The organism is Pseudomonas sp. S2_A05 (genome assembly GCF_054668485.1).
In genome coordinates this window covers 5,330,871-5,348,482 of the sequence record NZ_CP162775.1, presented here as the reverse complement: position 1 = coordinate 5,348,482, position 17,612 = coordinate 5,330,871, and the positions used below count along the sequence as shown (strand labels likewise).

13 protein-coding genes are annotated in these 17,612 nt (G+C 60.1%); 2 read left to right on the top strand and 11 right to left on the bottom strand.

Annotated elements, in window-relative coordinates; translation table 11 throughout:
- Positions 1–42: 42 nt before the first annotated feature.
- Positions 43–1,230 (bottom strand): ATP phosphoribosyltransferase regulatory subunit, encoded by a 1,188-nt coding sequence (locus AB4O12_RS24235; protein ID WP_016771944.1) that lies wholly within the window; start codon positions 1,228–1,230, stop codon positions 43–45.
- Between the two features lie 88 nt (positions 1,231–1,318).
- Between AB4O12_RS24235 and AB4O12_RS24230 the strand changes: the two genes are divergently transcribed.
- Positions 1,319–1,525 (top strand): hypothetical protein, encoded by a 207-nt coding sequence (locus tag AB4O12_RS24230; RefSeq protein WP_143497950.1) that lies wholly within the window; start codon positions 1,319–1,321, stop codon positions 1,523–1,525.
- 17 nt (positions 1,526–1,542) lie between these two features.
- Here the strand turns inward: AB4O12_RS24230 and hflC are convergent, their stop codons facing one another.
- From hflC to AB4O12_RS24185, 9 genes are all read right to left on the bottom strand, one after another.
- Positions 1,543–2,412 carry a protease modulator HflC gene (gene hflC / locus AB4O12_RS24225; protein ID WP_016771945.1) on the bottom strand — a complete coding sequence of 290 codons (870 nt, stop codon included), beginning with the start codon at positions 2,410–2,412 and terminating at the stop codon, positions 1,543–1,545.
- A complete protein-coding gene (hflK, locus tag AB4O12_RS24220; RefSeq protein WP_024011368.1) occupies positions 2,412–3,578 on the bottom strand; it encodes an FtsH protease activity modulator HflK in 1,167 nt (388 codons plus the stop codon). Before hflK ends, hflC begins: the two co-directional genes overlap by 1 nt.
- A 96-nt stretch (positions 3,579–3,674) precedes the next feature.
- The gene (hflX, locus tag AB4O12_RS24215) at positions 3,675–4,976 is read right to left on the bottom strand and encodes a ribosome rescue GTPase HflX (RefSeq protein ID WP_041480728.1); all 1,302 of its coding nucleotides are present in this window, start codon (positions 4,974–4,976) and stop codon (positions 3,675–3,677) included.
- A 12-nt stretch (positions 4,977–4,988) separates the two neighbouring features.
- Complete coding sequence (gene hfq, locus AB4O12_RS24210; protein WP_016771947.1) at positions 4,989–5,255, bottom strand: RNA chaperone Hfq; 267 nt, start codon at positions 5,253–5,255, stop codon at positions 4,989–4,991.
- 95 nt (positions 5,256–5,350) lie between these two features.
- On the bottom strand, positions 5,351–6,322 hold the full coding sequence (miaA, locus tag AB4O12_RS24205; RefSeq protein ID WP_353187896.1) for a tRNA (adenosine(37)-N6)-dimethylallyltransferase MiaA: 972 nt from the start codon (positions 6,320–6,322) through the stop codon (positions 5,351–5,353).
- Complete coding sequence (gene mutL / locus AB4O12_RS24200; protein WP_305382088.1) at positions 6,322–8,229, bottom strand: DNA mismatch repair endonuclease MutL; 1,908 nt, start codon at positions 8,227–8,229, stop codon at positions 6,322–6,324. Before mutL ends, miaA begins: the two co-directional genes overlap by 1 nt.
- Positions 8,226–9,605 (bottom strand): N-acetylmuramoyl-L-alanine amidase, encoded by a 1,380-nt coding sequence (locus AB4O12_RS24195; RefSeq protein WP_370593506.1) that lies wholly within the window; start codon positions 9,603–9,605, stop codon positions 8,226–8,228. The genes mutL and AB4O12_RS24195 overlap by 4 nt, the downstream gene beginning before the upstream one ends.
- A 51-nt stretch (positions 9,606–9,656) precedes the next feature.
- Positions 9,657–10,127, bottom strand: coding sequence for a tRNA (adenosine(37)-N6)-threonylcarbamoyltransferase complex ATPase subunit type 1 TsaE (gene tsaE, locus AB4O12_RS24190; protein WP_041480731.1), 471 nt, complete (start codon positions 10,125–10,127; stop codon positions 9,657–9,659).
- On the bottom strand, positions 10,115–11,614 hold the full coding sequence (locus AB4O12_RS24185; protein WP_460059832.1) for an NAD(P)H-hydrate dehydratase: 1,500 nt from the start codon (positions 11,612–11,614) through the stop codon (positions 10,115–10,117). The genes tsaE and AB4O12_RS24185 overlap by 13 nt, the downstream gene beginning before the upstream one ends.
- A gap of 63 nt (positions 11,615–11,677) precedes the next feature.
- Here AB4O12_RS24185 and queG point away from each other — a divergent pair, with 63 nt between their 5' ends.
- Positions 11,678–12,778 (top strand): tRNA epoxyqueuosine(34) reductase QueG, encoded by a 1,101-nt coding sequence (gene queG, locus AB4O12_RS24180; RefSeq protein ID WP_460059831.1) that lies wholly within the window; start codon positions 11,678–11,680, stop codon positions 12,776–12,778.
- 55 nt (positions 12,779–12,833) lie between these two features.
- Here the strand turns inward: queG and AB4O12_RS24175 are convergent, their stop codons facing one another.
- Complete coding sequence (locus AB4O12_RS24175; protein WP_460059830.1) at positions 12,834–17,576, bottom strand: RHS repeat domain-containing protein; 4,743 nt, start codon at positions 17,574–17,576, stop codon at positions 12,834–12,836.
- Positions 17,577–17,612: the final 36 nt, after the last annotated feature.

Below are 17,612 nucleotides of genomic sequence, written 5' to 3'. Positions count from 1 at the left end.
CATTCGCGCAAACTTGGTGCCGGCGATGGCCGGCAGGAAAACTCAAGAAGCCAGTGGCGATACTTGCCAAAGCCCGTTCTGCTGAATCAATTGCCGGTCGCAGTCCGCATCACGGGCGGCGGCCAAAGGTTGTCCAGGCAAGGCCTGAACGACACGCTGACCCTCACTGCGCAACTGGCAAACCTGCTGCCAGAGTGCCGCATCCGTACTGTCAGGCATCCAGATACCGCCAGACGGTAGCTCGATCTCAGCACGCCCCAGGGTCACCAGGGTTTTCAAATCGGTAGAGAAACCGGTCGCCGGACGGGCGCGACCGAAGTCGGCACCGATGTCATCGTAACGACCGCCCTGAGCGATGGACTGGCCAACGCCCGGCACGAACACCGCGAACACCACACCGGTGTGGTAGTGGTAGCCGCGCAACTCGCCGAGGTCGAAATACAGCGGCAGCTGCGGGAAGCGCACGGAAAGACGCTCGGCGATCGCCAGCAGGTCTTCCAGCGCCGCCAGCACCGGCGCCGGCGCATTGGCCAGACGCTCGCGGGCAGCGCTCAACACTTCACGGCCGCCGCACAGATCAACCAAGGCACGCAGCATCCCCGACAGATCGGCCGGGAGACCTTCGGTCAGGGTAATCACTTCATCGATGGCCTTGCGCTGCAGGGCATCGAACAACTGCTGCTCGACTTCACCGGATAGACCGGCGGCGCGAGCCAGACCACGGTAGATGCCGACATGGCCGAGGTCCATGTGCACGTCCGGCACATCGGCCAGTTGCAGCATGGCCAGCATCAGGCTGATCACTTCGACGTCGCTGCTCGGGCTGGCGTCGCCGTACAGCTCGGCGCCCAGCTGGATCGGGCTGCGCGAGGACGACAATGCACGCGGCTGGGCATGCAGGACACTGCCTGCGTAGCACAGACGGCTCGGGCCTTCGCGGCGCAGGGTGTGCGCATCGATGCGCGCCACTTGCGGCGTGATGTCGGCGCGGAAACCCATCTGCCGGCCCGATTGCGGGTCGATGACCTTGAAGGTACGCAGATCCAGGTCCTGGCCCGCGCCGGTCAGCAGGGATTCCAGGTACTCGATATGGGGAGTCACGACGAACTCGTAACCCCAGCTCTGGAACAGATCCAACACCTGACGACGCGCGACTTCAATGCGCGCCGCCTCCGGTGGCAGTACTTCTTCGATGCCATCTGGCAGCAGCCAGCGGTCTACCGTTGCCATTACGCCATTCCCCTTTGATCCGGGCGGCCAGCACTAGGCGAGCCTTGAGTGAAGCAGAAAATGACCGGAGCGTTCAAAACGCACGCGCATGAACGACGCAGCGAAAGGCCGGCTGGCGGCTTCGCCCATCACTTTCCTCGAAAAACGCTCGGGCTATTCAAACCCGATGCCTGCAACAAAAACAGCAATCAAACGTGCAGACGCAAAAAAGCCGGGAATTTCCCGGCTGCCGCATCATACACACGTTTTCCGAAAGGATCACCCCGCCCGAGGTTTTAGCCGCCGGGCGGAATGATTCAGGTCAACGTCGTATCAAGGTTTGGCTTTTTCCAGGTAACGGAAGAAGTCGCTGCTTGGGTCGAGGACCAGGACGTCGGATTTGTTCGCGAAGCTTTCACGGTAGGCACGCAGGCTACGGTAGAAACCGTAGAACTCCTGATCCTGACCGTAGGCCTTGGAGTAGATCGCAGCTGCCTGGGCGTCACCGTCACCGCGAACCTCTTCGGATTCACGATAGGCTTCGGCCAGCAGCACGCGGCGTTGACGATCGGCGTCGGCACGGATGCCTTCGGCCAGCTCGTTACCCTTGGCGCGGTGCTCGCGAGCTTCACGCTCACGCTCGGTGCTCATACGCTCGAACACACTGCGGTTCACTTCCTTCGGCAGATCAATGGCCTTGACCCGGACATCAACCACTTCGATACCCAGCTCTTTTTCCGCCATCTTGTTCAGCGATGCAGTGATGTCAGCCATCAGCGCATCACGCTCACCCGACACCACTTCGTGCAGGGTGCGCTTGCCGAACTGGTCACGCAGACCGGACTCCAGACGACGGGACAGACGTTCGTCGGCGATCTGCTTCAGACCCGAAGTCGCGGTGTAGAAGCGCTCGGCATCTTTCACCCGCCACTTGGCGTAGGCATCGACCATCACGGCTTTCTTTTCCAGGGTCAGGAAGCGCTGCGTCGGCGCATCCAGCGTCAGCAGACGCGCATCGAATTTGCGCACCTGGTTGACGTAAGGCACTTTCACATGCAGACCTGGCTGGACATCCGCCTGAACCACACGACCGAATTGCAGCAGCACCGCGCGCTCGGTCTGAGCGACGATGTAGAAGCAATTCCAGCCCACCAGTACCACAACGACGCCAACGATCAGGGCGATCAGCGATTTATTGCTCATCAGCGGGTCTCCCTTGTACGCGTCTGCGGCACGTCAGTGACATGCGGCGTGACGTCCGTGTTGTTGCTGGCGGCCGAACCGGTCACCGGTGCGTTGCCCGAGCTGTTCTGGATCATTTTGTCCAACGGCAGGTAAAGCAGATTGCTCTGGCCGTTCTTGTTGCCGGTCACGAGTACCTTGCTGGTGTTGCTGAAGACTTCCTGCATGGTGTCCAGGTACAGACGTTCGCGGGTGACTTCAGGTGCCTTGCGATACTCGGCGACCAGCTTGGTGAAGCGATCGGCCTCACCCTTGGCGCGCGAGATGGTCTCGTCGCGATAACCGTTGGCATCTTCGATGATGCGCTGGGCCTGACCACGGGCTTCCGGCACCACACCGTTGGCATAGGTTTCAGCCTGGTTGCGCGAACGCTGCTCGTCTTCACGGGCGCGGATCACGTCATCGAAGGCTTCCTGTACTTCACGCGGTGCCGCTGCGCTCTGTACGTTGACCTGGGTGACGGTGATACCGGTGCGATAGGTATCGAGGAAACGTTGCAGACGCTCCTTGATTTCGCTGGCCATCAATTCACGACCTTCGGTCAGCACCTGGTCCATGGCGGTGGAACCGACCACGTGACGCAGCGCACTTTCAGTCGCGTGCTGCAGGCTGATTTCCGGCTGATCGACGTTCAGCACGAAGTCCTGCAGGTTGCTGATCTTGTACTGCACGGTCAGCGGCACTTCGACGATGTTCTCGTCTTCAGTCAGCATCTGGCCCTGCTTGGTGTACGCACGCTCACGCGTCACGTTCTCCATGTACTTCTTGTCGATCGGCGGGAAGTAGATGTTCAGGCCCGGGCCGACAGTCTCGTAGTACTTGCCGAAGCGCAGCACCACGGCTTGCTCCTGCTCGTCCACCACGTAGACCGCGCTGTACAGCCAGACAGCCGCCAGCACGACCAGGCCGATGCCGAGCAGACCGCCGAAGCCGCCACTGCTGCGCCCCGACCCGCCGCCGTCATCACCGCGTTTCTTACCACCACCGAACAACCCGTTCAGGCTTTCCTGCAGCTTTCGGAAGGCCTCGTCGAGATCCGGTGGTCCCTTGCGGTCGCCGTTATTGCGGCGCTTGCCACCCCAGGGATCCTGATTATTCGAGTTGCCACCCGGCTCATTCCAAGCCATAGCGCTCTCCATCTGATAAAGCAAAGACGCACCCACGGCGCGCCGACCAATGCTACAGAATGCCTGCCGTTGCGGCACAACCGCTTTGTCAGGCTTTTATTGCAAAGTGTGTTGCTCGATGAATTCCATCGGCTGCAATCCTTCGCGGCTTACCAATCGATTCAGCTCGATCCGGGGCAAACGAACGGCCAGCAGGCTGACACCTTCATCATCGTATTCTTCTTTCTGCACCGCCCCGAGTTCGAAGAACTGCGCACGCAGCCGAGCGAATCGTTGCGGCAAGCGCAAGGTACCGACGAACAGATCACTGCCGAGCAACTCGGCGATGGCCTGTTCAAGCAATTCCAGACCGCTGCCATCACGCGCCGAGAGCCAGACCCGTTGCGGCTTGCCATCGGCATCGCGCTGGATCTGCGGCTCGACGCCTTCAAGCAAATCGAGTTTGTTATAGACCTCGAGGATCGGCAAGTCCTGGGCACCAATCTCGCCCAGCACCACCATCACCTGCTCGATCTGCAACATGCGATCCGGTTCAGCCGCATCGATCACGTGCAACAGCAGGTCGGAATTGCTCGACTCTTCGAGCGTAGACCGAAATGCCTCGACCAGCTTGTGTGGCAGGTGACGAATGAACCCCACGGTGTCGGCGAGGACGATCGGACCGAGGTCGTCAAGCTCCAGCCGGCGCAGGGTCGGGTCGAGCGTGGCGAACAACTGATCGGCCGCGTACACCTCGGACTTCGTCACGTTGTTGAAGAGTGTCGATTTTCCGGCGTTGGTGTATCCCACCAGCGAAACGGTAGGGATGTCCGCACGGGATCGGCCACGGCGCGACTGCTCGCGCTGACTGCGCACCTTCTCCAGCCGCCCCTTGATCTGGCGCAGGCGAACCCGCAGCAGACGGCGGTCGGTTTCCAGCTGGGTTTCACCCGGACCGCGCATACCGATACCGCCACCCTGACGCTCAAGGTGAGTCCAGCCGCGAACCAGCCGCGTGCTCATGTGGTCAAGCTGGGCCAGTTCGACCTGCAGCTTGCCCTCATGGGTGCGTGCGCGTTGGGCGAAAATATCGAGAATCAGCCCGGTGCGGTCGATCACGCGACACTCGAAGACACGTTCAAGGTTGCGTTCCTGACTGGGCGTGAGGATGTGATTGAAAATCACCAGATCGGCTTCTTCAGCCTTGACCAGGTCGCGCAGTTCCTCGACCTTGCCGCTGCCGATCAGATATTTGGCGGTTGGCCGATGACGCGGCACGTTAAAAAACGCGACGGTCTCGGCGCCAGCCGAATTTGCCAACTCCTGAAACTCCTGCGGATCTTCGCGCGCCTCAGGGTCCTGTCCATCCAAGTGAACGAGGATGACTCGTTCACCACCACCGTGGCGCTCAAAGAACAAAGGAGACTCCTATCAGGCGTTACCCGGCGCTGCATCGGCATCGCCCTGTTCGTTTTCGGTTGCGCTAGGCAGACGAATTGGACGAACCGGCACGACGGTCGAGATAGCGTGTTTGTAGACCATCTGGCTTACGGTGTTTTTCAGCAGGATCACGAACTGGTCGAACGACTCGATCGTCCCTTGCAGCTTGATACCGTTGACCAGATAGATGGAAACCCCGACTTTCTCTTTACGTAAAGTGTTCAGGTAAGGGTCTTGTAGCGAATGCCCTTTTGACATGTGCCGCACTCCTTTAAGGATTCAATAATAAAAACAGGTAAATTCAGATGGCTTCGGCCGTCACACCCCCAAGGATAGACGGCAATTGCAAGGACTCAGCTCAATATGGAGATGGTCCCGAGGTATTTCAAGGCGCGTGGCAGATTGTCGCAATCAAGACTGTCCAGCCAATGCAAATCGTCCCAGCTGCGCAGCCAGGTAAACTGGCGTTTGGCCAATTGGCGCGTGGCGATGATGCCCCGCTCCTGCATCTGGGCCAATGTCAGCTTGCCGTCCAGGTAATCCCAGACTTGGCGGTAGCCTACCGCACGTATAGACGGCAACCCCGAATGCAGGTCACTTCTTTTACGCAGGGCTACGACCTCGTCGATGAATCCCTGTTCCAACATATTTGTGAATCTTTGTTCAATTCGCTGGTGCAGAACCTGACGATTCGCCGGAGCAATGGCCAGGTTCGCGACAGTATAGGGCAATTGTTGCCGTCCCGAAGCGGCTGCTTCAGTACTTTGCACAGATTGTTGCTCGCGCAGAGCGGTCATGCTCTGCCCGCTGACTCGATACACTTCCAGTGCCCGACTCAAGCGTTGCGGATCATTGGGATGGATGCGCGCCGCCGACACCGGATCGATCTGCGCCAACTGTTCGTGCAGGGCTTGCCAGCCGAGGCGTGCAGCTTCTTCCTCGATCTGCGCGCGGACCTCGGGATCGGCTGCCGGCATGTCCGCCAGACCTTCGACCAGAGCCTTGTAATAGAGCATGGTGCCGCCGACCAGCAGCGGGATCTTTCCTCGCCCAGTGATTTCGGCCATGGCCTGCAACGCGTCGCGACGGAAATCGGCAGCGGAATACGCTTCAGCGGGGTCGAGAATGTCGATCAGCCGGTGTGGGTATTCGGCGAGCAGTTCTTGCGAAGGCTTGGCCGTGCCGATGTCCATGCCGCGGTAGACAAGCGCCGAATCGACACTGATCAACTCGCACGGCAACACCTTGGTCAGCTCGATGGCCAGATCGGTCTTGCCCGCAGCGGTCGGGCCCATCAGGAAAATCGCTGGAGGCAGCTGGCTCATCAGCGACCGCGCAGGAACAGTTTGTCCAGATCGTCCAGGCCCAATTGGGTCCAGGTCGGTCGGCCATGGTTGCATTGACCACTGCGCTCGGTGTTTTCCATATCGCGCAGCAGACCGTTCATTTCCGGCAGGGCCAGACGCCGGTTGGCGCGGATCGCGCCGTGGCAGGCCATGGTGCCGAGCAGTTCGTTGAGGTGCGCCTGGATACGGTCACTGGTGCCGTATTCCATCAGGTCAGAGAGCACGTCGCCGACCAGTCGATTGGCTTCGGCCTGCTTGAGCAAAGCGGGAATCTGCCGGATCGCCAGGGTTTCCGGCCCCAGTCGCTGCAATTCAAAACCAAGACGCTGAAACCAAGCGGCGTGTTCTTCAGCGCAATCGGCCTCGCGCTGACTGACCGCCAGCGATTCCGGCACCAGCAACGGCTGGCCACTGAGACCTTCGCTGGCCATGGCGATTTTCAGGCGCTCGTACATGATTCGCTCGTGGGCGGCATGCATGTCCACCAGCACCAGGCCATGGGCGTTTTCGGACAAAATATATATGCCCTTGAGCTGCGCCAGTGCATAGCCGAGCGGCGGGATATCTTCCTGACCGGTTGGCAGCGCGCTGGCATTGGCTTCAGGCAGCGGCGCGAAAAACTCTTTGTAAGCGGCTTGCGCCTCGGCAGCGGGCAGCGCCGATTGCGGACGCGGCGTGTATTGATACTGATAAGCGCCGCCAGCGCTAGCCCCGGACGGAGTATTGAACACCGGCTGCGCCTGAGGCTGCTCCAGCAGCGCATTGGCGGCCAGACGCATCTCGCCTTGCGGGCCGAACTCGCCAGCCTCGATCCCGCTCGGCCGAACGATCGCCGTGGTGACCGAGCCGGCAAGTTGATCTTCCGGACGCACATCGCCCAGCGCACGGTGCAGCGTGCCATACAGGAAATCGTGGACCATGCGCCCGTCACGGAAACGCACTTCGTGTTTGGTCGGGTGCACGTTGACGTCTACCGCTGCGGGATCGACCTCGAAAAACAGCGCGAAGGTCGGGTGCCGACCGTTGAACAGTACGTCGCGATAAGCCTGGCGTACCGCGTGGGCCACCAGCTTGTCGCGCACCGCCCGCCCGTTCACAAAGAAATACTGCAAGTCAGCCTGGCTACGGTTGAAGGTTGGCAAACCGACCCAGCCCCACAGGTGCAAGCCATTGCGTTCGATCTCGATCGGCAACGCCTGCTCAAGGAAACCCGAACCGCAGATCGCCGCCACACGCCGTGCGCGGGCTGCATCATCGTGGGCCTCGTGCAGGCTGAGGATGGTCTTGCCGTTGTGGCGCAGATGGAAAGCCACATCGAAGCGCGCCAGCGCCAGACGCTTGATCACTTCCTGCAGGTGATCGAATTCGGTTTTTTCGGTCTTGAGAAATTTGCGCCGGGCCGGGGTGTTGAAGAACAGGTCGCGAACTTCCACCGAGGTGCCCACCGGATGCGCCGCCGGCTGCACGCGCGGCGCCATATCCCGGCCTTCGGTCTCGACCTGCCAGGCCTGATCGGCATCGCGGGTGCGCGAGGTCAGGGTCAGACGCGCCACGGAGCTGATCGACGCCAGCGCCTCGCCACGGAACCCCAGGCTCATCACCTGTTCGAGGTCTTCGAGGTTGCGAATCTTGCTGGTGGCGTGACGGGCCAGGGCGAGCGGCAGGTCATCGGCGGAAATACCGCTGCCGTCATCGCGCACGCGCAGCAACTTGACGCCGCCCTGCTCGACATCGACGTCAATACGCTTGGCGCCGGAGTCGAGGCTGTTTTCCAGCAACTCCTTGATCACCGAAGCCGGGCGCTCAACCACCTCACCAGCGGCGATCTGGTTCGCCAGTCGTGGGCTGAGCAGCTCGATGCGCGCAGTGTTCAATACCTGGTTCATTCTTTCGACGCCAGTTCGGTGCCAGGAATCGTCAGGTGCTGACCGACTTTCAGCTCATCGCTTTTCAGATTGTTGGCGGCGCGCAAGGTGGCCGGCGAAACCTGATAGCGCACGCCGATCATCGCCAGGGTTTCCCCCGGGCCGACACGGTGGTCGCGCGGGCCTTGGGCAATCTTGCCGGAATCACGCAGCCAGGCGATGTAGGTGCCCGGCGGCGGATTCTGCTGGAAGAACTGGCGCACGCCGCTGCTGATCGAACGGGCCAGCGCTTGCTGATGGCTCGATGCGGACAGCTTGTTCGCTTCGTTGGCGTTGGAGATAAAGCCGGTTTCGACCAGGATCGACGGGATGTCCGGCGACTTCAGCACCATGAACCCGGCTTGTTCCACACGCTGTTTGTGCAGCGGCGTAACGCGACCGATATTGGTCAGCACCTTCTGGCCGACGTTGAGGCTGGAAGTCAGCGACGCAGTCATCGACAGGTCGAGCAACACGCCGGCGAGCATGCGGTCCTTGTCGTCGAGGCTGACGTTGCCGGCACCACCGATCAGGTCGGATCGGTTTTCACTGTCGGCCAGCCAGCGGGCGGTCTCGGAGGTAGCGCCACGATCGGACAGGGCGAACACTGAAGCACCGAAAGCGGCCGCGGACGGCGCAGCGTCGGCGTGGATCGAGACGAACAGGTCGGCGCCCTTCTTGCGGGCGATTTCGGTACGCCCGCGCAATGGAATGAAGTAGTCGCCGGTACGGGTCAGCTCGGCGCGGAAGCCTTTCATGCCGTTGACCTGACGCTGCAATTCGCGGGCGATCTGCAGCACCACGTCTTTCTCACGCTGGCCGCGCGAGCCGGACGCGCCCGGGTCTTCCCCTCCGTGGCCGGCATCGATCACGACGATAATGTCGCGCTTGCCGGCCGGGGCTGGCGGCAGCTTGATCGCCGGTTCGGTCGGAGTCACCGGCACCGCCGGCACGGTCGCCACCGATGGCGTCGGGGCTGGCGGCGGCGCGGCATCGGCCGGGTTGTCGAACAGATCGACCACCAGACGGTTGCCGTATTGCGCGTTCGGCGCCAGCGAGAAGCTTTTCGGGGTGACGGCTTTTTTCAGGTCGATGACCACCCGCAGGTCGGTCGGCGTGCGCTGGGCTGAGCGCATCGCGGTGATAGGCGTGTTCGCGGTCTGCACGTTCAACGGCGCGCCGAGGGTGGCGCCGTTGATGTCGATCACCAGCCGATCAGGGGCTGTCAGGGTGAAAACGCTGTGCTGCACCGGGCCGCTGAGGTCAAAGACCAGTCGCGTGTTGTCCGGCGCCCGCCACAGGCGCACGCTGTTGACCTTTGAATCGGCCACAGCGTTGACGGTTACTGCCATCAACATCAGTCCAGCGGCAGCCACCAACGCGCGAAAGCGCATACCAAACCCCATCATTTAATTGGATTCCAATGCCAAAGCGGCACACCAGGCCTCGCCACGCGAGCCCTGGGCTAAAATTTTCAGCGAACGCCCGCTGTCTTGCGGGCTAATGGTAATGGTCAGGTCAGGCTTTGGCAAAAAGCCTGCACCTTTATCGGGCCATTCGATCAGGCACAGGGCATCGTCTTCGAAGTAGTCGCGGATGCCGAGAAACTCCAGCTCCTCGGGATCGACCAGGCGATAGAGATCGAAGTGGAAGGCACGAACGTCACCGATCTCGTAGGGCTCGACCAATGTGAAGGTCGGACTTTTTACCGCGCCGACATGCCCCAGCCCACGAATGATGCCCCGTGACAGGGTGGTTTTGCCCATACCCAGATTGCCTTCAAGAAAAATCAGGCCATGGCCCTGGGTGACGCGGGCGATCCGTGCGCCAAAGTCGCTCATTGCCTGTTCATCGGCCAGGTACAGGGTTACTTCAGACACGGTGCTTGCTCCTCCAACAACTGACGAATGGCTGGAATCAGATCACTGGCCGCCAGCCCGCGGCCGAATTTGCCTTGTTGCATGCCGGCGTTGGCGTGCAGCCAGACGGCCAGGCATGCCGCATCGAACGCGCCCATGCCCTGGGCCAGCATTGCGCCGGTCAGACCGGCCAGCACATCGCCGAGCCCGCCCGTGGCCATCGCCGGATGACCCTGATGACACAAGGCCAGACGCCCGTCGGGATGGGCGATCAGACTGCCGGCCCCTTTCAGAACCACTACCGCTGAATACTTTTTGCTCAACGCCAGAGCAGCGGCTGGGCGATCGGCCTGCGCTTCGGCGGTACTGATGCCAAGCAAGCGCGCCGCTTCACCCGGATGCGGGGTGATCACGCTATCCTTGGGCAACTGGACAAAATCGCTGGCCAGCAGGTTCAACGCGTCAGCGTCCCACACTTGCGGCAACGCAGCATTGGCGGCCGCCGACAACAGCGCACGGCCCCAACTGCCCTGACCGAGACCCGGTCCGACCACCAGCACCGAAACCTTTTCCAGCAGCCCCATCAGTTGATTGGCTGACGAAGTGCCGAGCGCCATCGCCTCCGGGACCCGGGTCAGCGCCGCCGGCACATGCTCTGGGCGAGTCGCCAGCGAGACCATGCCCGCGCCGCCGCGCAAGGCCATTTCCGTGCTGAGCAGAATCGCTCCGCCGAAACCGTGATCGCCGCCGATCAGCAACACATGGCCAAAGCGGCCCTTATGCGAGGTCGGCGCGCGCGGCGCAAGTGCTGGAAGATTAGCGGCGCTCAGGCGCTGAGCGCAGACAGGAATGTCACTGAAAATTTCGTCGGGGGCTTGCAGGTCGCTGAAGACCAGCTCACCGATATGATCCGCAGCATCACCGGTCAACAGCCCGACCTTCATAGCAATGAAGGTCACCGTTAGATCGGCGCATACCGCGACACCCAGTTCACACCCGGTATCGGCACACAGCCCGGAAGGAATATCGACCGCCGCTACCGGCAAGCCGCAGGCGTTGATCGCCTTGATCGCCGAGGCATAGGGCTCACGCACTTCGCCGCTCAGGCCAGTGCCGAGCAAGGCATCGAGGACGACACCGCACAGCTCGCTTTGAGCCTGCCAGCCTTGCACCACAACACCAGCAGCCACGGATTCGGCATGGGCCAGTGCGGCATCGCCCTGCAAACGTTGCGGATCGCCGACGGCGAGAACGCGCACGGTCCAGCCGGCCCGCAGCGCCAACCCGGCCACCAGATAACCGTCACCGGCATTGTTGCCATGGCCGGCGAGCACGGTCAGCTCGTTCGCGCCCGGCCATTTGCGCACCAGTGCGCGCCACGTCGCGCGGGCGGCGCGTTGCATCAATTCGAAGCCCGGCGTGCCGGCGGCGATCAGCCGCGCGTCGAATTCGCGCACCTGCGCGGCGCGGTACAGCGCGTCGGGTAATTCATCTTTCGTCTGCGGCATGCGTCTTCGGGCTCCGATGTCTGGCAGAATTATACGCACCTCAGCTCCGGTTTCTCTCGCCTCATGTCCGCCATCACCACAGACCTGCCCGCCCTCGCCCAATCGATCAAGGATTGGGGCCGCGAGCTGGGCTTCCAGCAAGTCGGCATCAGCGGTCTGGACCTGGCCGAACACGAGCAGCATCTGCAGCGCTGGCTCGAGGCCGGCTACCACGGCGACATGGACTACATGGGCGCCCATGGCAGCAAACGTTCGCACCCGGAAGAGCTGGTGCCGGGCACGTTGCGCGTGGTTTCCCTGCGCATGGACTACTTGCCAGGCGATACGGAAATGGCCAAACGCCTGGCTGAGCCGGAGAAGGCTTACGTGTCGCGTTATGCCTTGGGCCGCGATTACCACAAATTGATCCGTAAACGTGTTCAACAATTGGCCGACAAGATCCAGGCGGAGATCGGCCCGTTCGGCTTTCGTGCGTTTGTCGACAGCGCACCGGTGCTGGAAAAAGCCATCGCCGAACAAGCTGGACTGGGCTGGATCGGTAAAAATACCTTGGTGTTGAACCGCAAGGCCGGCAGTTATTTTTTCTTGAGCGAACTGTTCGTCGACCTGCCGCTACCGGTGGACGAACCGCACAGCACTGAACATTGCGGGCGTTGCACCGCATGCCTGGATATCTGCCCGACCAACGCCTTTGTCGGCCCGTACGTGCTGGACGCCCGGCGCTGCATTTCCTATCTGACTATCGAACTGAAGACCGCCATCCCCGAAGACCTGCGTCCGCTGATCGGCAATCGGGTATTTGGCTGCGATGACTGCCAGATCGTCTGCCCATGGAACCGCTTCGCTCGGCCGACTGGAGAAAGCGATTTCAAGCCACGGCACAATCTCGATAATGCCGAGCTGGCTGAACTGTTCATGTGGGATGAAGAAAAGTTCTTGAACAGCACCGAAGGTTCACCGTTGCGGCGTGCCGGGTACGAGCGCTGGTTACGCAATCTGGCGGTGGGACTGGGGAATGCGCCTTCATCGATTCCTGTGCTGGAAGCGTTGAAGGCGCGACGTGATTATCCGTCAGAGTTGGTCAGGGAACATGTCGGGTGGGCACTGGAACAGCACGCCCACCGCGCGCTCGCAAAACCGGCAAGCGCACTGTTCAAATCGTAGCCGGGCCTTGAGTGTTCCTGCTTTCGCTTTGTATCGTTTCGTTGCGTGCTCCGACTTACTTTTTTTCCTTTAAATGACCACCCAGCTGGTTGATGACCGCGATCCGCTCCTTGGCGTTTTCGGTCATATATATTCGGTCTCCTTGCGACAGATAGAGATGCATCGGCTTTGATGCTGAGCCGGATGGACCATGCATGGGCGTGTATTTGGCATGAATCAGCGCTGCAGAAGACGTCGGGGAGTTACCCGCCTCAATGTGCTGCATGAAGGTTTCGGCCTTTTCAAGCAAGCCGGTAAGGCCCTCTTTCTCAAGGATGTTCTTTTTGGGGTCGACCCTGACGAGTGACCATGGTTTCTCGGCCTCTTCCTGAACGGCCGCGCTGGCCTTCGCCTTCGCCTTGGCCGCCGCCTTGTTTCCCTTACCCTTGATCATGCCTCGGGCCATCTCTTGACCCGCTGCTTTGGAGCCTTTACTACTCAGGCCCTGCTTGAAGGCGCCAGCCAGTTTCCTGCCAGCATTGATGCCCGCTTTGGCACCAGCTGCCAGCCCCGCCCCCACCGAAGCCAGCCCAAGACCAAAACTGATCCAGCCCAATATCTCGCCCGCTTGAGAACCCGGTGCGAGTTCATTGACCACCTCGCTGGCAATACCCGCCAGGCCTGAAGCAACCGCCAGCCCCAATGCCGCCACTGCCCATGGCGTCGCCGCGCCCATCGTCACCACGCTGGCAACAATTCCGAGAACACTGAGGCCGATGCCCAGGATCGATTGCCAGGAGATATGCCCGGTAGGGTCGACACGATTGACAGGGTCGCCCAGGCAATAACTGTAGGCATTCAATCCGCCCGCGCCAAATGGACTCATGCTGTCGGGGGCGAGAAAGCGCATCAGTGTCGGACTATAAGCCCTGTAACCGTTGCCCAGCAGATACAGCCCGGTAACCGGATCCAGCTGTTCGCCGTTGAACCCTGCAACGCTGAACAATCCACCTTCGGCGGGACGATGCCCATAAGGGCTGTAGGCGCAATCGGTGAGCTGCTCCTTGCCCAGCGTTGCCAGCACACTTTGCTGCTGATCGGTGGCGTATAGCTGCGTGTCGGGGTTCAACCCCGATTGCTGTTGCCCCACGAGCGCTCCACCGTGACGCACAACACTCGTTGAACTTTCACCACGCACCTCGTTGGCAACCCGGCCTGCGTAGTAGTAACGCTGCACAATTGCTTTTTCGGCTTGCGACAGCTCCACCAGATCGTCGAAACCGTCGTAATGGTAGCCACGAATCACTGATCCCCCTGCGCTGGACAGCTGCTCGAGACGTCCGAACGCGTCATAGGCCAGCGTTCGCGCCTGGTCGTCCTTGATCATCCTGCCGTTGGCGTCGTATTCCAGCGTCACTGCCGAGGGATAGTCGACGTGGGAATGTTTGACGGCGCTGAGCTGTGCAGGATCAGGGTTGTCGTAACTGAAGGTGGTCAGATTCATCCCCAGCGGGAACTTCGTCTGCACGGTGAGGATGTTATCCAATGCATCGAAGGTGAATGTCTGGCGGACAATTTCCTTGCCATACGGATCGCGCGGCTTTTGCGTGCCGGCACAGTCGTACTGGATCAAGCGCCCGCGCACATCGTAGGTGAACTGTTCATCACGTAACACTTGAGTGCCACGTCTGGACACTTTCTGCGCCAGTTTGCCAGCCAGCGTGTAAGTCGATTCCAGGGTCTGGTCTGGCTGTCCTTGAGTCTCGAATGTGCGGCGGGTTTCACGCCCGATATCGTCATAGGCAAACCGGGTGATCATTTGACGCTTGATGGACGTTTCTTCGGTTTGCGTCCAGTCCAGCATCCCCGTCTGCGCGTTGTAGTGGAATTCGGTTTTAAGCGAGCCCTGGGAGGTGGATAGCAGGCGGCCGTGCTTATCGTATTCGGATGTGCTTTCGACTCCGAGCACATTGACATGGTTGATCGGTCGCCCCTGCAGGGACCAGCTACTGGAGGTTGCTTTGGTGATAGCGCCGAGGGTCGTCGTTTCGGTTTTCACACGCCCGGAGGGGTGATAGGCGAAATTGCGCTGTCTGCCGTTTTCGGTACAGGTCAAGGGATTGCCACTGAGGGGGTCATACGTCATGGTCGTGACCAGATCCCCTGCCTTGCGCTCAGTCAGCAGGCCGCCCAGTTCCCGCAAATAAGTGAATTCGGTCTTTTTGCCATCAGCACTCCTGTACCACTGCGGCTGGGTGAAGCCCGCTTCATAACCAGCCTCGGACTTACGTCCGCCAACGGTACTTCGGATCAAGCGACCCAGACCGTCATAAGTTTGCTGCCCCAACACTTTGTCAGCGACCTTGATGTTGATCGGCAGACCTTCATCACTGTGCCCGGCGTAGTCGGTCACGACCGCAGTGGCGTCGGGCAGGACACTGCGGGTTATCCGGTCAAAAACGTCGTACTCATATCGGCTGGTATTGCCGACAGGGTCTGTCTGACTGGTTGTGCGCCCGTAGCCGTCATAGGTGTACACGGTTTTGCCGAGACTTTTGTTCTTCAGATTGAAGCTCTCGACACTCAGCGGTTTACCGAAATCATTGACGAGGGTGATCGTCTTGCCCATCCCCTGGAGCCAATGGGTCTGCCGGCGAAGAACCGGGTCCACCTCGCTGTGTTCGATACGTCCATCATCGTGCAGCGTCTTGCTGACCTGGCCCCAGGAATCGAATTCGTAGCCGGTGCTGACCGGATAAGGCTTGCCATCACGCCAATCAGTCAGCGTCACTTTGACCTTGTGGCCGACCGAATCATGCAGCGCAGAATAAAGCGTGCGTGTCTGAATCAGACCGTCCTTGTCGGGATGGTCGCAGTCCTTTTCCTGAACGGTGATCACCCGTTCCATCCCGTCATAAGTCACTTTTTGCTCGCCGCCAGCAGGATCCGTGGTCACCATTGTCGCCGGATGCTGTTTGCTGGCAGCCAGATAGGTCCACCGGGTAACGGCCGCATATGGGGTGCCGCCAGCAACCGTTTTGCCCACTGCCCGACCGATTGCGTCGTACTCATGCTCGATGTGCTCGCCATCGACACCGACTTCAGAGACCTGTAATCCGGTCAGCGTCGACAGCACTTTCTCACTGGTCTGCAGCGTGCCGTCAAATCCGCGCGTGCTGGACCTGACTCGCAACCTGTCACCCTCAAGTTCATAGGAAAACTCGATAGCGGTTTTTTTATCATTCAGGATGACACTCTGCTCTTTCGTGGCTCCATGCTTGAGTGGATCCCCGGGCGTATTCAAATAACTGCGTGCGGTTTTCGAACGCAATACCTCAACGCCTTCCAACACTTCACAAAAACGCTCCTCGACCGGTAACACGGATGCCAGTTCCGCACCGTCCAGCGCCGGATGCAGCGCGTAGTCGTAGTAGGTGACTGTCGAAGCACCATCGGATGCGGCAGCAGTCACCGTCCTTTTTTTCGGGAATCTGGAAAAGCCCAGCGGATCCTCTGGGCAGTTATCTCCACCACTGGCCGGATAAAATTCCGTGGTCGTCGTCACCCCAGTGGGCTCGACCTGCTTGAGCAAGTTACCTTCGTCATCGAACTCGGTGACGGTGGTTTCCACACGCTGCTGTTGGGTGCGCCGATCGAGGTACGTCACCGTGTGGACTTTAGGCATGCGGAACTGAGCCACCTGCTCACTGAATGGCTTGGTAATGGAACAGTGATACTCCGTGGTGGTGGCGATCTGAGCGTCACCACAGGTTGTAACCTCAGCCACCAACAGATGGAATTTGTTGTAGGTGCGTTTGATGCGGGTATGTACTTTGCCGCTGACCAGCAAGTGCTCGTCCGAGGTGTAGACGTAGTGGCCGGGCGCCAGATAGAGAGGATCCAGGTCACTATCCTTGGCAGGAAGGAGGCCCTGCCCAAGGAAGTTATGGTCGGAGTACGTGTAGGTCTTGCAAAGTCGGGGCTGGCCGCGCCCTGGGTAGACATCGTGAGCAATCACAAACGGCAGTGTCCGTTCCACACCGCTGATGAAGCGGTGGCCGTGCCGCTTGTAGCGAATGATTTCGACCCCGCGCAGCGGATTGACGATGCGATGAACATAGCTGGCTCCAGCGATGAGTTCATACTCAAGGTCCCAACCCTTACCAACCGGCAGCTCGATGGCCGTCACTCGAGAGTTTTTCAAGATCAGCTTGTAGTTGGAACTGGAAGTAGTGTCGGGATGCCGGGACAGCGTCACCTGACCTGCCGCGCGGGTGATTTTCAACAGGCAGCGCTTGCCATCACGGACTTCGGCCAATCGGGGAAACTGGTTGAACAACTCATGCTTCAGCGTAATGCTCACACCGTTCGCCGCGATTATTTTTTCCGCGACGGCGACCTGAGTGCCGGCCAGGACTTTGAGCAGTTCACGCCGCCCATCCTTGTATCGAACTTCATAGCGCCCTGCTCCAGCGACTGACACTTTCGCCGTTTGCAGTTTCATTTCCTTGAACTTCAGACCGGTAGACGTCTCGACAGCCTTGTAGCGCTCACCGTTGGACAAGGTCATCACTTTGCTGCGCAAGTCATAATTGGTCAGTGTCAAAGACCAGCCAACGCCGAAACCACTATCCGCCTGATTGAGCGGATTAAAGCCCACTGAAAGTGCAAGCTCCGGACCATTGAGATCCGCCGAGTGCAACTTGCCAAGCGAAAATGCGCAGGTGTACATGCCCGTGCGGGGATCAACGCCTCCTGAAACAAATTCACCAAAGTTGAAAGCGTTTGAATGAACAGAGGGAGAGAAATTACTTTCCATTGGTAAACCGTCCTTTTATTTCCAGACTTAGGTTGA